The 15,337-nt window shown below is 65.0% G+C and carries 14 protein-coding genes; 8 read left to right on the top strand and 6 right to left on the bottom strand.

Features of this window, described 5'->3' with window-relative positions; translation table 11 throughout:
• Positions 1–93 precede the first annotated feature (93 nt).
• Positions 94–2,226, top strand: a complete 2,133-nt coding sequence (locus G0D83_RS20140; protein WP_164196526.1) for an OmpA family protein — start codon at positions 94–96, stop codon at positions 2,224–2,226.
• Positions 2,227–2,379: 153 nt separating this feature from the next.
• On the opposite strand, the gene moaA is transcribed toward G0D83_RS20140, so the two are convergent.
• Positions 2,380–3,396: a GTP 3',8-cyclase MoaA gene (gene moaA / locus G0D83_RS20135; RefSeq protein ID WP_108965285.1), complete on the bottom strand. Its 1,017-nt coding sequence runs from the start codon at positions 3,394–3,396 to the stop codon at positions 2,380–2,382.
• An 83-nt stretch (positions 3,397–3,479) separates the two neighbouring features.
• Here moaA and G0D83_RS20130 point away from each other — a divergent pair, with 83 nt between their 5' ends.
• From G0D83_RS20130 to G0D83_RS20120, 3 genes are all read left to right on the top strand, one after another.
• Positions 3,480–3,962 carry a hypothetical protein gene (locus tag G0D83_RS20130; protein WP_164196525.1) on the top strand — a complete coding sequence of 161 codons (483 nt, stop codon included), beginning with the start codon at positions 3,480–3,482 and terminating at the stop codon, positions 3,960–3,962.
• A gap of 154 nt (positions 3,963–4,116) precedes the next feature.
• Positions 4,117–5,238 carry a peptide chain release factor 2 gene (prfB, locus tag G0D83_RS20125; RefSeq protein WP_108965289.1) on the top strand — a complete coding sequence of 374 codons (1,122 nt, stop codon included), beginning with the start codon at positions 4,117–4,119 and terminating at the stop codon, positions 5,236–5,238.
• Between the two features lie 122 nt (positions 5,239–5,360).
• On the top strand, positions 5,361–6,155 hold the full coding sequence (locus G0D83_RS20120) for a DUF2189 domain-containing protein (RefSeq protein WP_164196524.1): 795 nt from the start codon (positions 5,361–5,363) through the stop codon (positions 6,153–6,155).
• Positions 6,156–6,195: 40 nt separating this feature from the next.
• Here G0D83_RS20120 and G0D83_RS20115 read toward each other — a convergent pair whose 3' ends face one another.
• Positions 6,196–7,065, bottom strand: a complete 870-nt coding sequence (locus G0D83_RS20115; RefSeq protein WP_370457281.1) for a helix-turn-helix domain-containing protein — start codon at positions 7,063–7,065, stop codon at positions 6,196–6,198.
• 175 nt (positions 7,066–7,240) lie between these two features.
• Between G0D83_RS20115 and G0D83_RS20110 the strand changes: the two genes are divergently transcribed.
• Positions 7,241–7,591 carry a hypothetical protein gene (locus G0D83_RS20110; RefSeq protein WP_164196523.1) on the top strand — a complete coding sequence of 117 codons (351 nt, stop codon included), beginning with the start codon at positions 7,241–7,243 and terminating at the stop codon, positions 7,589–7,591.
• Positions 7,592–7,680: 89 nt separating this feature from the next.
• On the opposite strand, the gene ilvN is transcribed toward G0D83_RS20110, so the two are convergent.
• Together ilvN and G0D83_RS20100 are read right to left on the bottom strand one after the other, a co-directional pair.
• A complete protein-coding gene (gene ilvN, locus G0D83_RS20105; RefSeq protein WP_108965297.1) occupies positions 7,681–8,244 on the bottom strand; it encodes an acetolactate synthase small subunit in 564 nt (187 codons plus the stop codon).
• Positions 8,245–8,326: 82 nt separating this feature from the next.
• A complete protein-coding gene (locus G0D83_RS20100) occupies positions 8,327–10,081 on the bottom strand; it encodes an acetolactate synthase 3 large subunit (protein ID WP_164196522.1) in 1,755 nt (584 codons plus the stop codon).
• Positions 10,082–10,510: 429 nt separating this feature from the next.
• On the opposite strand from G0D83_RS20100, the gene G0D83_RS20095 reads away from it, so the two are divergent.
• A complete protein-coding gene (locus tag G0D83_RS20095) occupies positions 10,511–10,732 on the top strand; it encodes a hypothetical protein (protein ID WP_164196521.1) in 222 nt (73 codons plus the stop codon).
• 119 nt (positions 10,733–10,851) lie between these two features.
• Here G0D83_RS20095 and G0D83_RS20090 read toward each other — a convergent pair whose 3' ends face one another.
• Together G0D83_RS20090 and G0D83_RS20085 are read right to left on the bottom strand one after the other, a co-directional pair.
• Positions 10,852–11,496 (bottom strand): response regulator transcription factor, encoded by a 645-nt coding sequence (locus tag G0D83_RS20090; protein ID WP_108965303.1) that lies wholly within the window; start codon positions 11,494–11,496, stop codon positions 10,852–10,854.
• Positions 11,493–12,929: a cache domain-containing protein gene (locus G0D83_RS20085; RefSeq protein ID WP_164196520.1), complete on the bottom strand. Its 1,437-nt coding sequence runs from the start codon at positions 12,927–12,929 to the stop codon at positions 11,493–11,495. Before G0D83_RS20085 ends, G0D83_RS20090 begins: the two co-directional genes overlap by 4 nt.
• 247 nt (positions 12,930–13,176) lie before the next feature.
• Between G0D83_RS20085 and G0D83_RS20080 the strand changes: the two genes are divergently transcribed.
• Positions 13,177–14,262, top strand: coding sequence for a TRAP transporter substrate-binding protein (locus G0D83_RS20080; RefSeq protein ID WP_164196519.1), 1,086 nt, complete (start codon positions 13,177–13,179; stop codon positions 14,260–14,262).
• 143 nt (positions 14,263–14,405) lie between these two features.
• Positions 14,406–15,335 (top strand): TRAP transporter small permease subunit, encoded by a 930-nt coding sequence (locus G0D83_RS20075; RefSeq protein ID WP_164196518.1) that lies wholly within the window; start codon positions 14,406–14,408, stop codon positions 15,333–15,335.
• The last annotated feature ends 2 nt before the right edge of the window (positions 15,336–15,337 follow it).

Genomic DNA, 15,337 nt, shown 5'->3' with positions numbered 1-15,337 from the left:
GCTTGTTTATTATGCAGATGGAATGAACTTTTTCCCGGCCGTTTCGTTGCCTTCCCACGCCGCGCTTTGCGGAACAGGAGAAGGACGTAACGAATGACCAAAGGTCTTCTGAAATCGACGACCATCCTCGCGCTCGCCGCGAGCCTCGCCATGCCCGTGGCGGCCCAGAGCCAGAAGGCCGAGGCCGATTGTGCGCAGACGCCCGACGCCAAGGCTTGCCAAGACGCAGAGCCCAAAGCCAAGGGCGGGGAGGCTGGCAATAAGGAGGCCGGCAATAAGGAGGGTGAGGTCGCCGCCGAGACCGGAGCTTCGGCCGAGACACCCTCTGCCGAGGCAGATACGAAGGCTGGCGTCGAGGCCGAAGCCGAGGCGGATGGCACGCTCGAGACTCCCGAAGCGAGCGCCGAGACCAGCGCCCCCACCGAGGAAGCCCCCGCCGCCGCAGCGCAGGCAGAGCCCGAGCAAGCCCAAACCGAGACTGAGCAGCAGACTGAGCAGCAGGCCGAGGCCCCCGCGCGCAAGGGCGAAGCCGAGACCCTGAGCGCCGAAGAGGCGCCGGCCCCGGAGGCCGCGCAGGCAAAGACCAGCGACTCCGCCGCAGCACCCGCAGCAGAAGCCGAGCCGCAAGCCGCCGAGACCGAGGGTTCGGACGAGCTGAAGCAGGCGCTCGAGGCGGAGCAGGCAGCCCAAGGCGATGCGACTTCGGAGCCGAAAGCCGAGGCAACCGCCGAGTCCCCGTCGGAACCTGCCACGGCAGAAAGCTCGGACGAGCTGAAAAAAGCCCTCGAGGCTGAACAATCGGCAGACGCCGAGGCGACCACTGCACCGACCGAGGCCCCCGAGGCTGACGCTGCGACGGACACCACCGCCGGAGCCGAGGCGACGCCGGATGAGACCGAAGGCGCCGACGAGTTGAAGCAGGCGCTCGAGGCAGAGCAGGCAGCCCAAGGCGACGCGACTGTGACGCCGGACGCACCCGCCGAGGAGGCCGCCACCGGCGGTGCCGCCGCGGAGCCCTCCGCAGCCGAGGCGGAGGCCGAGCAACAGGCTGCCGCGCCGGACGCCGAGACCCAGCCGCAGAGCACCGAAGCCGAGCCCGAGGCGGCAAGCGACGAGCAGCAGGCCGAGGCCGTCGCCCGCGAGGAAGAGCAGGCTCAGACCGCCGCGGCCGCCGCGTCTTCCGAGGAAACCCCGGACGATGCCGAACTGGTCGAGGAAACCCTGACCGAGGCCGACGTGCGCGCCTCCGACGAGGATTTCGCCACCGACCTGCGCACGCAGGCAGAGCCCGAGCAGCAGGCCGAGGAAAGCGCAAAGGCCAAGAAGAAAGACGACGACGAGGACGGCCTCAGCAACTTTGAGAAGGCGGCGCTCGTCGGTCTGGGCACCTTCGCGCTGAGCCAGATCCTCGATGATGGCGCGCAGGTCGTGCAGAACACCGGCGACCGCGTCGTGGTCGAGCAGGACGGCCAGTACCGCGTGCTGCGCAACGACGACGTGCTGTTGCGCCAGCCCGGCTCGGACGTGAAGACCTACCGCTACAACGATGGCTCGACCCGCACCGTTGTCGCCTATGGCGACGGCACTTCGGTCGAGACGATCAAGACCGCCGATGGCCGCGTGCTGCGCCGTGCGCGCATCCTGCCCGACGGTCAGCAGGTCGTGCTCTTTGACGACACCCAAAGCGCGCAGCAGGTGGTTGTCAGCGAGCTGCCGCAGGCCCGGACCCAGCGTCTGAACTTCCGTGACCTGCAGGGCGAGGATCTTGCCGCCGCGCTGGCCTCGCGCGAGGCCGACGGCGTGAACCGGGCCTTCTCGCTCAACCAGATCCGCAACATTGACCGTGTGCGTCACCTCGTGCCCGAGATCTCGGTGGACACGGTAACCTTCCAGACCAACTCCGCGGCGATCCGCCCGGGCGAGGCAGAAGAGCTGGCCGCGCTTGGCAATGCGATGAAGCGGATGATCGAGCAGAACCCTTCGGAGGTCTTTCTGATCGAGGGCCATACCGATGCCACCGGCCCGGCGAGCTACAACCTTGCCCTTTCGGACCGCCGCGCGGAATCCGTGGCCCTGGCGCTGACCGAGTATTTCAAGGTTCCGGCTGCCAACATGGTGCTTCAGGGGTACGGCGAGAGCGATCTCGCGGTGCAGACGTCGGGTGACGAGCGCGAGAACCGCCGCGCCGCCGTGCGCCGCATCACCCCGCTGCTGCAGGGCAACTGATCCGCGGGGGCAAGGCCCGAAAGCAAAAACGAAAACGCCCGCCCGGTTTATCCGCGGCGGGCGTCTTCACGACCGGCTCTTCTGTTTGAAAATACGCAGGGGTGAGCTGCAGAGCGGCGAGGGGGCAGCGCCCCCTGCGCGCGCCGGATCAGATCAGCCGCCGGTGTGGCTCATGTGGCGCGACACGCGCCCGTCCACCGATTGGCGAGAATAGTCAAAATCATGCCCCTTGGGCTTGCGCAGGATCGCCGCGCGGATCGCCTCTTCGAGCGGAGCGTCGGTGTCGGGGTGGTTGCGCAGCGGCGCGCGCAGATCGGCGTTGTCTTCCTGACCGAGGCACATGAAGAGCTCGCCGGTGCAGGTCAGCCGAACCCTGTTGCAGCTTTCGCAGAAGTTGTGGGTCAGCGGGGTGATGAAGCCGATCTTCTGGCCGGTCTCTTCAAGCCGCACGTAGCGGGCCGGGCCGCCGGTGCTCTCGGGCAGGTCGGTGAGCGTGTACTGCTCTGAAAGCTTGGCGCGCACGTCCGAGAGTTTCCAGTACTGACCGAGCCGGTCCTCGTTGCCGATATCGCCCATCGGCATGACCTCGATCCAGGTCAGATCGATGCCGCGCGCGGCGCACCATTCGGTCATCGAGAAGAGTTCGTCCTCGTTGAAGCCCTTCAGCGCGACGGCGTTGAGCTTGACGCGCATGCCGACCTTCTGCGCCGCGTCGATGCCGCGCAACACCTGTGGCAGGCGGCCCCAGCGTGTGATGTCGGCGAATTTGCCTTCGTCCAGCGTGTCGAGCGAGACGTTGACCCGCCGCACGCCCGCGTCCCAGAGCGGCTGCGCGAAACGTTCGAGCTGCGAGCCGTTGGTTGTCAGCGTCAGCTCCTTCAACGCGCCAGACTCGAGATGCCGGGTCATGGCGTTGAAGAAAGTCATGATCTCGCGTCGCACCAGGGGCTCGCCGCCGGTGATGCGCAGCTTCTCGACCCCGAGGCCGACGAAGGCCGAGCAGAGGCGGTCCAGCTCCTCGAGCGTCAGAAGCTCCTTCTTGGGCAGGAAGCTCATGTTCTCGGACATGCAATAAACGCAGCGGAAGTCGCAGCGGTCGGTGACCGAGACCCGCAGGTAGGAGATCGGCCGCAGGAATGGATCGACGAGGGGTGTGATGGGCGAAGTCATGGCACGAATGTATGCGCGAAACCCTGCCGGGACAAGCATCTGCGCGATTGCCAGAGGCAGGGGGGCGGCCTAGCTTCGTACACATGAGAGTGATCCTTACCCTTCCCGCCCTTGTTCTTCCGGCGTTGCTGGCGGCCTGCGCGCAGCAAGCGTCGCAAAGCTCCGCGCCAACACCGGCGCCGACAAGCCCCACGGCCACCTCGGCAACTCTGCGTCCGCCCAGCAATGCGCGGACCGAGGAGCAGTTCGACACCACCAGCGCCGAGGAGCGCAGCGCCGCCGCGGCGGCGCCTGCGGCCGCCGAGCGCAATCTCGGGAGCACCGTCGCCTCGCTCGGGGATCCCACCGATCCGGGGTTCTGGCTCGAGACGCCGCTGGTTTCGAGCGTCACCAAGGGCAGGGTGGTCTACCCGGCAAACGGCAAGTCGGCGCAGGTCGAGCTGCGGCCGATCGAGGGGCCTGCCTCGGGGGGCAGCCGGATCTCGCTGCCGGCGATGCGGCTCATCGGCGCGCCGCTCACCGATCTTCCGACGCTGACGGTCTACGCGGGCGGGGCCACGGGCTGAAGCCTGCTGCCGCGGTCTTGGGATCGCGCCCGCCCGGTGCCTCTGGCAATTCCGGGCGCGGCTGGGCCTGTGCGCTGCCTCGACGCTTGAAGGCACCCCGGCGCTGGTTTATGTCCCCCCAGAACCAAGACGTCCCATTCGCAGGAACATCCGCATGCGCGCCGAGACCCAGAACACCGTCGAGAAAATCCGCAAGTCCCTCGGCCTGTTGGAGCAGCGGCTCGACTGGGAAACCGCGGAGTTCCGGCTCGAGGAATTCAACGCCCGTGTCGAAGACCCGAACCTCTGGGATGATCCAGCCGCCGCGCAGAAGCTGATGCGCGAGCGCCAGCAGCTGGTGGATGCCATCGACACCTACAAGTCGATCAAGCAGGAGCTGGCCGACCAGATCGAACTCATCGAGCTCGGCGAGATGGAAGAGGACGACGAGGTGGTGAACGAGGCCGAGGCGGCGCTGAAGGCGCTGGCCGAGACCGCGGGCACCAAGGAACTCGAAGCGCTGCTCGACGGCGAGGCGGATGCCAATGACACCTTCCTCGAGATCAACGCCGGGGCCGGCGGCACCGAGGCCTGCGACTGGGCCGCGATGCTGCAGCGCATGTACGTCCGCTGGGCGGAAAAGCGCGGCTACGAGGTCGAGTTGCAGTCGGAAGAAGCTGGCGCCGAAGCGGGCATCAAGTCCTGCGCCTACAAGATCTCCGGCCAAAACGCCTATGGCTGGCTGAAGTCCGAGAGCGGCGTGCACAGGTTGGTGCGCATCTCGCCCTTCGGCAAGGGCACGCGCGAGACCTCCTTTGCCTCGGTCTGGGTCTACCCGGTGGTCGACGACAACATCGAGATCGAGGTGAACCCGGCCGACATCCGCGTCGACACCTACCGTTCCTCCGGCGCCGGCGGCCAGCACGTCAACACCACCGACTCGGCTGTCCGGATCACCCACCATCCCACGGGCATCGTGGTGACCTCGTCGGAGAAGTCGCAGCACCAGAACCGCGACATCGCGATGAAGGCCCTGAAGTCGCGGCTCTACCAGATGGAGCTCGACAAGCGGAACGCGGCGATCAACGAGGCGCATGAGAACAAGGGCTCGGCGGGCTGGGGCAATCAGATCCGCTCCTACGTCCTGCAGCCCTACCAGATGGTCAAGGACCTGCGCACCAATCACGAGACCTCGGACACGCAAGGCGTGCTCGACGGCGATCTCGATCCTTTCATGGGCGCGACGCTGGCGCAGCAAGTCTCGGGCAAGTCCCGCGCCGACGCGCGCGAGGACTGAGCGGGCCGCAGCGCGGACGCGTTTCGGCGGGACGCTCCGGGGCGCCGCCGTTCGGCGACTTGCCACATGGCGTACATCTCGGCTTAAATCCTTGGCAGCAGGGGGTTTGAGGGAGAGGCGCCATGGACACCGTCATGAGCGACGACGCGGCTCGGCCGGGGGTGCCGGAGTTCTCGGACGTGAGCTTTGGCACGCTGAGAACGGCCTTGCGACTCGGACTGGGCGATCTGATCTTCGCGCCCGGTTTCGCGCTGGTCTTCGGCGGGGTCTACGTGGCGGCGGGCCTGTTCCTGACATGGCTGACCCTGGCCACCGGCACGAGCTATTGGCTTGTGCTGGCGGCGATCGGCTTCCCGCTGTTCAGCCCCTTCGCGGCGGTGGGCTTTTACGAGGTCTCGCGGCGGCTGGAACGCGGCCAGCCGCTCGAGTGGATGCAGGTCTTCAGCGTCATCCTGCGCCAGTCGAAGCGCCAGTTGCCCTCGCTCTGCGCGGTGATCGTGATCGTCTTCCTGTTCTGGTTCTTCCTCGGGCACATGATCTTTGCGCTCTTCCTCGGGCTTTCGCCGATGACCAACGTCAGCTCGAGCCTCGATGTCTTCCTGACGCCGAACGGGCTGGCCATGCTGGCAGTTGGGACACTGGTGGGGGCGGGCTTTGCCCTGCTGGTCTACATGATCACCGTGCTGGCGTTGCCGCTGCTGCTCGACCGGGACGTGGATTTCGTCACGGCGATGATCACCTCGTTTGATTACGTGCAGCGCCATCCGCTGCCGATGCTGGCCTGGGGGGCGTTCTTGGCGCTGGTGACCTTCGCTGCGATGCTGCCGTTTTTCCTCGGGCTTTTCGTCGCGCTGCCGGTGCTGGGCCATGCGACCTGGCATCTCTACGACCAGCTCAGGCTGCCGGAGGAAGATTGACGCGGGACCGGCACCGCTGGGAAGGTGCCGGCGCTGTTGGTCAGCGGAAATCCTCGTCGACGCGAAGCTGTTGACGGTGGAAGGGAACCAGTTCCTTTGCGGTGCGGTAGCCGGTCCCTCGTGCAGCCGCGAGCACCTTGTGCCTGTCGTTGCCCAGATACTCGTAGACCAGTCGCGCGGCGCGGCGGCCGGAGGGGTTTTCGGGTGTGGTGCGCACGGCGTAGCCGACCCAGAAATGGTTGGTGAGCCCGCCCGTCTTCGACAGGTAGTTGAACGAGGTGGTGATGGCGCCCCGGCGGCTGACAAGCGCTGCAATGCCTTCGGCCTGGCGCAGCACCAGCCCGCGGTATTCGCGCGACGCGGCGTCGGTCGGCAGGTCGTACATGGCCAGCGCTTCCTTTGGCTCGAAGCCGCGCAGGAAGGTCATGCCGTCTTTCCGGAAGATGCGGACCAGACCCACGACGAACCGGGATTCCTCGGAGAAAGCAGCGCGCGAGAAACGATACAAGCCCGAAGGGAATTCTTCCTCGCTCAGCCCGAGCAGCCCGGCGCCGACAAAATCGGCCAGGTAGGGGTGCTGCAGGAGGCTGGCGGGCTCATTGCTGATCTCCTCCACCGGTTCCAGCAGGATGCGCGCGTCCACGCCGAAGAAACTGCAAATCCGGTGCAGCACATCGGGCCGCGGAAAGGATTCTCCGGCCAGATACCTGTTGAACTGCGTGCGGTTGATTCCGAGGTCCCGGCAAAGAGCCGAGATGGAGGCGGCGCTGCTTCCGAGCTTCCGGAGATTGGCTCCGAAGACGCTGCGCAGCTCTGCCGGACTTGGGGTCGGTGCCTGATCCCTGGGCGCGGTGGACATTCCGTTTTCTTTCGTGCTTGCGACAGTTCTTTTCAAGGTGACGCCTTCCACGCGTAGTCCCTCCCTGTGAACTTCTTTTTGTTGCTATATAGCGTCACTGCTGATGCCATATGGAGACAATCGTGATTGATGCAGACACAAAAATCAAGCATACGTCACGTTTCGCCGCATGTGAGCGATCCGGCATCTGCGTCAGTCTTGTCAGGGGCGAGATGTGGGGAAATGTATGTCACAGAAGATGATAGGAGTTGTGCTCTGGTCTGATCGAACGGATCACAAAGCAGTAATCTGGTGCGAAGATCACGGCGAACTCGCGTTCTGGCATGAGCCCGAGCATGGCCCGGAGGGCGGAACTCCGCTCAACGTGGGCGACCTGGTCGCGTTCGACATGCATGACGGCGAGAACCTGCGTCATGCAAGCAACCCCCATAGGCTTGAAGAAAAAAAGTTTTTCGGATTGGTGGAGACGCTGTTCAGCGCCGATCAGCGCCCTGTGGGAGGGCTTTCAGGCGCGGGCTCGAGGGGGCGCGTCATTGCCTTTCGCGATGCGCAGCGGCCCGAAAGAGATGTCGCCTGAGCAAGATCCACCGGCGGAGCGCACAGCCAAACGGGCCCGAAGTATCGGGCCCGTCAGCGTTTCTGGGGTGAGGTGTGGGGCCGTGCGGCTCAGGCCTTGCCGCGGGCGAGGGCGGCGACGCCGGTCCGCGCCACTTGGACCAGCCCGAGGGGACGCATCAACTCGGCGAAGGCGTCGATCTTGTCGGGCGTGCCGGTCAGCTGGAAGACGAAGCTCTCGAGCGTGCTGTCGACCACCTGCGCGCGGAAGATGTCGGCCAGCCGCAGGGCCTCGACCCGCTTGTCGCCGGTGCTGGCGACCTTCAGCAGCGCCAGCTCGCGCTCGACCGAACTGCCCTCGGCGGTAAGGTCGTGCACGTCGCGCACCGACACGATCCGGCCGAGCTGCGCCTTGATCTGCTCGATCACCTGCGGCGTGCCGGTGGTCACGATGGTGATCCGCGACAGGTGCCCCTCGTGGTCCACCTCGGCCACCGTCAAACTGTCGATGTTGTAGCCCCGGCCAGAGAAGAGGCCGATGACGCGGGCCAGAACCCCGGGCTCGTTCTCGACGAGAACGGTGATGGTATGGGTTTCCTGAACGTCCGAGAAGGTGGGCCGTAGGTTGTAGGCCGAATGCTTGGACGAGCCCTTCTTGATCTGTAGCGCGGACATGGATTGCAGCTCCTGAGTTGTCTTGTGCGGAATGGTGGTCGTCGCGGTGGCGGACAGGGCGGGGCCTCGTCCGCGCGAGCCGTCAGACCAGCACCGCGCCCTTGCCGGCGATGGCGTTGGTGGCCTGCGCGTCGCCGAGCAGCATCTTGTTGTGCGGCTCGCCCGACGGGATCATCGGGAAGCAGTTCTCGTGCTTCTCGACGAGGCAGTCGAAGATCACCGGCCCGTCATGATCGAGCATCTCCATGATCGCGTCATCGAGATCGGCGGGATCCTTGCAGATGATGCCCTTGGCGCCGAAGGCCTCGGCGAGCTTGACGAAATCGGGCAGCGCCTCGGACCAGCTCTGCGAATAGCGCTCGCCGTGCAGCAGCTGCTGCCACTGGCGCACCATGCCCAGACGCTCGTTGTTGAGGATGAACTGCTTCACCGGCAGGTTGAATTGCACCGCGGTGCCCATCTCCTGCATGTTCATCAGCCACGAGGCTTCGCCCGCGACGTTGATCACCAGCGCCTCGGGGTGGGCGACCTGCACCCCGACCGAGGCCGGGAAGCCGTAGCCCATGGTGCCGAGCCCGCCGGAGGTCATCCAGCGGTTCGGATCCTCGAAGCCGAGGTATTGCGCCGCCCACATCTGGTGCTGGCCGACCTCGGTGGTGATGTAGCGGTCACGGCCCTTGGTCAGCGCCTCGAGGCGCTCGAGCGCGTACTGCGGCTTGATGACCGTCTCGGACTGCTTGTAGGTCAGGCATTTGACCTTCTTCCACTCCTCGATCTGCTGCCACCACTTGGCAATTGCCTCGCGGTTGATCTTGCGGCCGCGCGCCTTCCAGATCTTCAGCACGTCTTCGAGCACGTGGCCAACGTCCCCGACGATTGGCATGTCCGCCTTGATCACCTTGTTGATCGACGACGGATCAATATCGATATGCGCCTTCTTCGAGCGCGGCGAGAAGGCGTCGAGCCGGCCGGTGATGCGGTCGTCGAAGCGCGCGCCGATGTTGATCATCAGATCGCAGCCGTGCATCGCGAGGTTGGCCTCGTAGAGACCATGCATGCCGAGCATCCCCAGCCAGGACTTGCCCGAGGCGGGGTAGGCGCCGAGACCCATCAGCGTCGAGGTGATCGGAAAGCCCGTGGCCTCGACGATCTCGCGCAGCAACTGGCTGGCGCCCGGGCCCGAGTTGATCACGCCGCCGCCGGTGTAAAACACCGGGCGCTCGGCCTTCTCGATGGCCTCGACGAGCTGGGTGATCGTCTCGATGTCGCCCTTCACCTGCGGCTGGTAGTGGCCGACGGGCGCCTGCGGCTTGGCGGTGTACTCACCCGTGGCGAATTGCACGTCCTTGGGGATGTCGACCAGAACCGGTCCCGGGCGGCCCGAGGTCGCCACGTGGAACGCCTGGTGCATGATGCTCGAGAGCTTGTCGGTCTCCTTCACCAGCCAGTTGTGCTTGGTGCAGGGGCGGGTGATACCGACGGTATCCGCCTCCTGGAAGGCGTCCGAGCCGATCATGAAGGTCGGCACCTGGCCCGAGAGAACCACGATCGGGATCGAGTCCAGCAGCGCGTCGGTCAGGCCGGTCACGGCATTGGTCGCGCCCGGGCCCGAGGTCACCAGCGCAACACCGGGGCGGCCGGTCGAGCGGGCATAGCCCTCGGCGGCATGGATCGCCGCCTGCTCGTGCCGGACGAGAATGTGCCGGATATCGTTCTGCTGGAAGATTTCGTCGTAAATCGGTAGCACCGCGCCCCCGGGGTAGCCGAATACCGTGTCCACACCCTGATCCTTCAGGGCTTGAACCACCATCTTCGCTCCGGTCATCTGACGTGTCATCGCGGTCTCCGTTACAGACGTCATTTCGATTTTACTTCTCATTTGCGCACAAAAAAGCCCCCGAGGATTTCGGGGGCGCATGGGGGTCCATTATGGTTCCGGTTACCGGCCCATGCGCCATGTCTCTACGATAATTACAAGTAGGCCCATCTGGCGGACTCCCTTCGTGCGTGGGGCGGACCATAGGCGGCAGGGGCCGGAGGGTCAACACCTATCGGCTCAGAAAAAGTGCTCTGGATGCGAGATATTTGTACTTTTATTGCGTTTGATGGGGTGTATCACGCAGTTTCGCGAAAAATGGCCGAAGCTGCGCCATGTTTCGCGCAATGTTTCGGGCTTCACACGGGCTTGCGTGAAGTCGTGAATTGCCGTGGGTTGAAAGCGCTGCAATACTGAACCGAAGGGTTCACTTGTGTGCAGGAGGCTGTCATGGCGCAGTATCATAGGTTCTATCGTCACGCTCGGGATTTCAGCGCGCTGAAGGCTGTGGCGCTGGTGGGACTGCTGGTCCTGACCCAAGCGTTGGCCACCGTCGAGCGGCATCGCGACGCCGAGGAGGCGGCCTTCGACGGCGTGCAGATCCCGCAGGTCATGCCGGCGGAGTTCCATGCTGCCGAAGACCTGGTGATCCGCGTCGGCAAGATGATCTGAGCGCCTGTCGGGGTCGGCACGCGGGGGCTTTGCCCCTGTCCGCCGGCGCCGACTCCCCGGAATACTTGTGCCTGGAACGAATTGCCTGCTGACACTCGCGGCGTCCGCCACGGAAGACGTCAGCTGTTGACGCCGGTGCCCTGCAGAACGCCGTGCTCCAGCGCGTAGCGGGTGAGCCCGGCGGTGGAGCTGATCCCGAGCTTGCGCTTGATGTTCTTGCGATGGGTCTCGACGGTGCGCACCGAGATATCGAGCACCTGAGCCACTTCCTTGTTCGACTTGCCCTGCGCCAGCTGCAGCAAGATGGTCTGCTCGCGGTTGGTGAGCTGCTCGCGACCGCCGGTCATCACCGGGGCCAGCGCCCCCTCGGCGCCGGTGCAGAGGTAGCGCTTGCCCTGCATGACGGTGTCGATGGCGGTCTTGATCTCCTCGGTGGGCACATCCTTGAGAAGATAGCCCGAAGCGCCATGGCCGAGCGCGGTGGTGATATACTGCGGCGTATCGTGCATCGAGAGCACCAGCACGCGGGTCTCGGGGCGGCGCTCGAGGATCATCTCGGTGGCCGAGAGACCGCCGAGCCCGGGCATGTTGAGATCCATCAAGATGACGTCGGGCGTGAGCTCGTCGAGCCGGTCAATCATCTGCTGGCCGTCCGAGACCGTCGCCAGCACGGTGATGTCATCGTAGCTTTCCAAGAGTGCCTCGATGCCCTCGGCGACCAGCGGGTGATCATCGACGATGACGACTTTGGTGGGTTCGGTCATGCGCTTGCCTTGGGTCTGGATGTGGAGGCGCCGTCTTCGGGAGGAAGCAGGTGCGACAGGGGGATCTGTGCCTCGATAACCGTGCCGGATCTGGAGGACAAGATTCGCAGGTGTCCGCCGAGTTGGTCCATGCGCTCCTGCATGTTCCTCAGGCCGATGCCACGCTGGCCGCGGACCTTGTCGGGGTCGATGCCATGGCCATTGTCCTCGATCCGCAGCGTTGCGCCGCGGCGGTGGCCGCGCAGGTCGAGCGTGACCTCGGTGGCACCGGAGTGGCGCTCGATATTGGTCAGCGCCTCCTGGGCGATGCGGTAGAGCGCGATGCGCCCCTCCTGGTCGACGCGGTTGCGGAAGACCACGGTCTCGAGCGTGGTTTTGATGCCGGTGCGCGCCTCGAAGTCGTCGATCAGCGCTTTCAGCGCCGGGCCGAGGCCGAGATCGTCGAGCACCCCGGGGCGCAGGTCGCGGCTGATCCGGCGCACCTCCTGGATGGCGCCGGTGAGCGCCTCGTGTCCGCGCTCGAGCGTGTCCATGGCGCGCGGATCCTCTTGTGCGAGGCGGCGCTTGGTGATGTCGAGCGCGTATTTCACCCCGACGAGGATCTGGCTGATGCCGTCGTGCAGCTCGCGCGCGACGCGGCGGCGCTCGTCCTCCTGGGCGTCGAACACCCGCTGTGTCAGCTCCTTGAGCTTGGCATCCGCCAGCCGCCGCTCGCGCAGGTTCATCGCGAGCCCCGAGAAGAAGACCACCAGCAGGGCGCCAAGGGTGATGCCGCCGATATAAAGGAAGGTGCGGCGGATGCGGGCCTGCACCTCAGCCCGGCTGGCACTGACCGTGGCCAGCACGTCGTCGATCCAAACGCCGGTGCCCACCGCCCATTGCCAGTCCTGGAAGCCGAGCACGAAGGCGATCATCTCGGCCTCCTCCCCGGTTGAGGGCTTGGGCCAGAGAAATGACAGGTAGCCCGAGCCCTGCCGGGCGATCTTGATCATCGGATCGACGATGGGCGTGCCGGCGCTGTCGGTGAGGCCGGACCAATTGCGGCCTATCATGTCGGTGCGGCGCGGCGAGACGAGGTTGGTGCCGTCGTAATCGTAGACGAAGAAAGAGCCGTCCTCGCCGTATATCATCGCCGCTAGGATCTGCGCGACCTGGGTCTTGGCTTCGTCGTCGTCCGGGGCGGCGGCACCGTAGATAAAGTAGAAGCCGTTGCGCGCCTGGGTGACGTAATTGCGCAGCTCCTGCTTCTTGGCCTCGAGCAACTCGTTCTCGAGCTGCCGGATTTCGCGCTCGGCGAGCGTGCGCGATTGAAAGGCGACGAGGAGGGCAATGGCGGCGCAGGCGAGGATGAGCGGCACCGAGGCCAGAAGAAAGAGCTTCTGTCCGTAGCTGAGCCTGAAGGACTGCCGGAGATTCTGAATGATCGCGCGCATTTCCTCTGGATTACGTCATGATTCGGCGTCTTGGGAAGGCGCGAGCGCGCATTCGCCTAGGAGTGCCGCAACGGAAGGCAAGGGGAGGCTACGTTTTTGTAACGTCATGGGCAAGTTTATGACCAATTCTACGCAGTGCTGGGTATTTCGCTTGCGCAATAAAATGTCCTAGGGTGCCCGAACCGTAACGATCCGCGCCGGGACGGAGGAGACCGCCAGGCGCAGAATAATCTATGGGAGGATTTACATGGATCGTCGTTCTTTTCTGAGGGCTTCCACCGCAGGTGGCGCAGCCGCCGCTGCAACCGCGCTCGCCGCTCCGGCGATCGCGCAGGGCCGCCGCACCCTCACTCTCGTGACCACCTGGGGCCGTGGCCTCGCCGGTGTGCATGACAGCGCGCAATATTGCGCCGACCAGATCACCGCGGCCACCGATGGCGAGCTGACCGTCGAGCTGAAGGCGGCGGGTGAACTCGTCGGTGCCTTCGAGGTCTTCGACGCCGTGTCCGCTGGCCAGGCCGACATGTACCATGGCGTGGATTACTACTTCCTCGGCCAGCACCCGGCGCTGTCGTTCTTCAGCCAGGTGCCCTTCGGCATGAACTTCATGGAATATTCCAACTGGATCTACCATGACGGCGGCAACGAGCTGGCGGACGAGCTCTACTCGATCTTCGGCCTCAAGGCCTTTGCAGCCGGCAACACCGGCCCGCAGTCGGGTGGCTGGTTCAAGAAAGAGATCAACTCGCCCGAAGACTTCCAGGGTCTGAAGTTCCGCATGCCCGGCCAGGGTGGCCAGGTGCTCGGCAAGCTCGGCGCCTCGGTGCAGAACCTGCCCGGCGCGGAAGTGTACCAGGCGCTGTCCTCGGGTGCGATCGACGGCACCGAGTGGATCGGTCCCTGGGCGGACGAGAAGGCCGGTTTCCAGGAAATCACCAAGACCTACTACACCGCGGGCTTCCACGAGCCGGGTCCGAACCTGAACCTGACGATGAACCTCGAGGTCTTCGAAAGCCTGACCCCGACGCAGCAGAAGATCGTCGAGCAGGTGGCGCGCGCGTCCAACCTCTGGACCATGTCGCTGTTCATGGCGAACAACTCGGCGGCCCTGCAGCGTCTGCAGTCCGGCGGCGTGAAGCTCGTCGAATTCCCCGACAGCGTCTGGGACGCCTTTGGCGCCGCAGCCAAGGAAGTGGTCGAGGAGCCAATGGGCGACGAGATCTACAAGAAGTGCTACGACAGCTACTACGAGTCGATGAAGTCCTCGGCCCAGTGGATCAGCCGCTCGGAAGGCGCCTTCTCGGCCCAGCGTAACCGCGTCATGGGTCTCTGATCCGCCCAATCGCATGTCTGTCGCCCCCGCGGTTCGCGGGGGCGCTCCTGCTTTGAAGACACAGCCCTGTCCCGGCCGGCAGGAGACGCCGGCCGGGCAGGGCACCCAACAAGACCAACAAGAGACATAAGGGGGCACAGGTCATGGAAGAGACAGCCTCGGGCGGGGCATTCGGTGCGATACTGGATGGCCTGACCTGGTTCTTCGGCAATATCGCCATGTCCTTCTGGAACCTCGGCTACGCTGTGACGCATCCGTCGAGCTGGCTGAACTGGACGGACAACGAGGCGGTGATGCGCTTCGTCTATTACGGCGCGTCGGTGGAACTGTTGTTCGTGGTGCTGACCGCCTTCTTGGTGCTCACAGCGATCGGCATGTGGCGGCACAGCTTCATGTGGGGCATGGTGCGCGGGCTCGAGGGCTTCCACAACACCGTGGGGCGCATCGCAGCCTGGGCCGGCCTCATCATGGTGCTGCAACAGGTGATCATCATCCTCGTGCAGCGGGTCTTCGCCCGTCCAGACCTGTCGTTCGGCTTCGGCGTGCCGGTGAGCTTCGACGTCAGCTGGTGGTCCGAAGAGCTCAAGCTCTACAACGCCATCGTCGTGGCGCTCTGCCTGGCCTACACCTTCGTGCAGGGCGGGCATGTGCGCGTCGATCTGGTCTATGCGCCGGTCAGCTACCGCGCGAAGAAGATCATCGACATGTTCGGCAGCCTGTTCTTCATGATGCCGATGGCGGTGCTGGTCTGGCTCTATTCTTGGTACTTCCTGTGGCGCCACCTGATCGTGCCCAAGCCCTCGGCCTCGGAAGGCCTAGAGCGGCTGGTCATGAAGGCGCGCGCGCTGCGCTGGAACGTCGAGACCATCGGCTTCAGCCCCAACGGCTTTTCCGCCTACTTCCTGTTCAAGATCCTGATCGTGCTGATGTGCGGCTTCATCTTCCTGCAGGGGGTCGTCTTCTTCTGGCGCTCCTACCTCGAATGGAAGGAAGGCCCGGAGAGCGAAGGCAAATATCACGATCACGACCGGGTCGAGGCAGGCGAAGAAGCCTACGACCACGCGGAATTCTGAGA

It is taken from the genome of Salipiger sp. PrR003 (assembly GCF_010500785.1).
Classification (GTDB): Bacteria; Pseudomonadota; Alphaproteobacteria; order Rhodobacterales; family Rhodobacteraceae; genus Salipiger; species Salipiger pacificus_A.
Note: the sequence above shows the minus strand (reverse complement) of the source record. Positions and strands in the feature narration are given on the sequence as shown.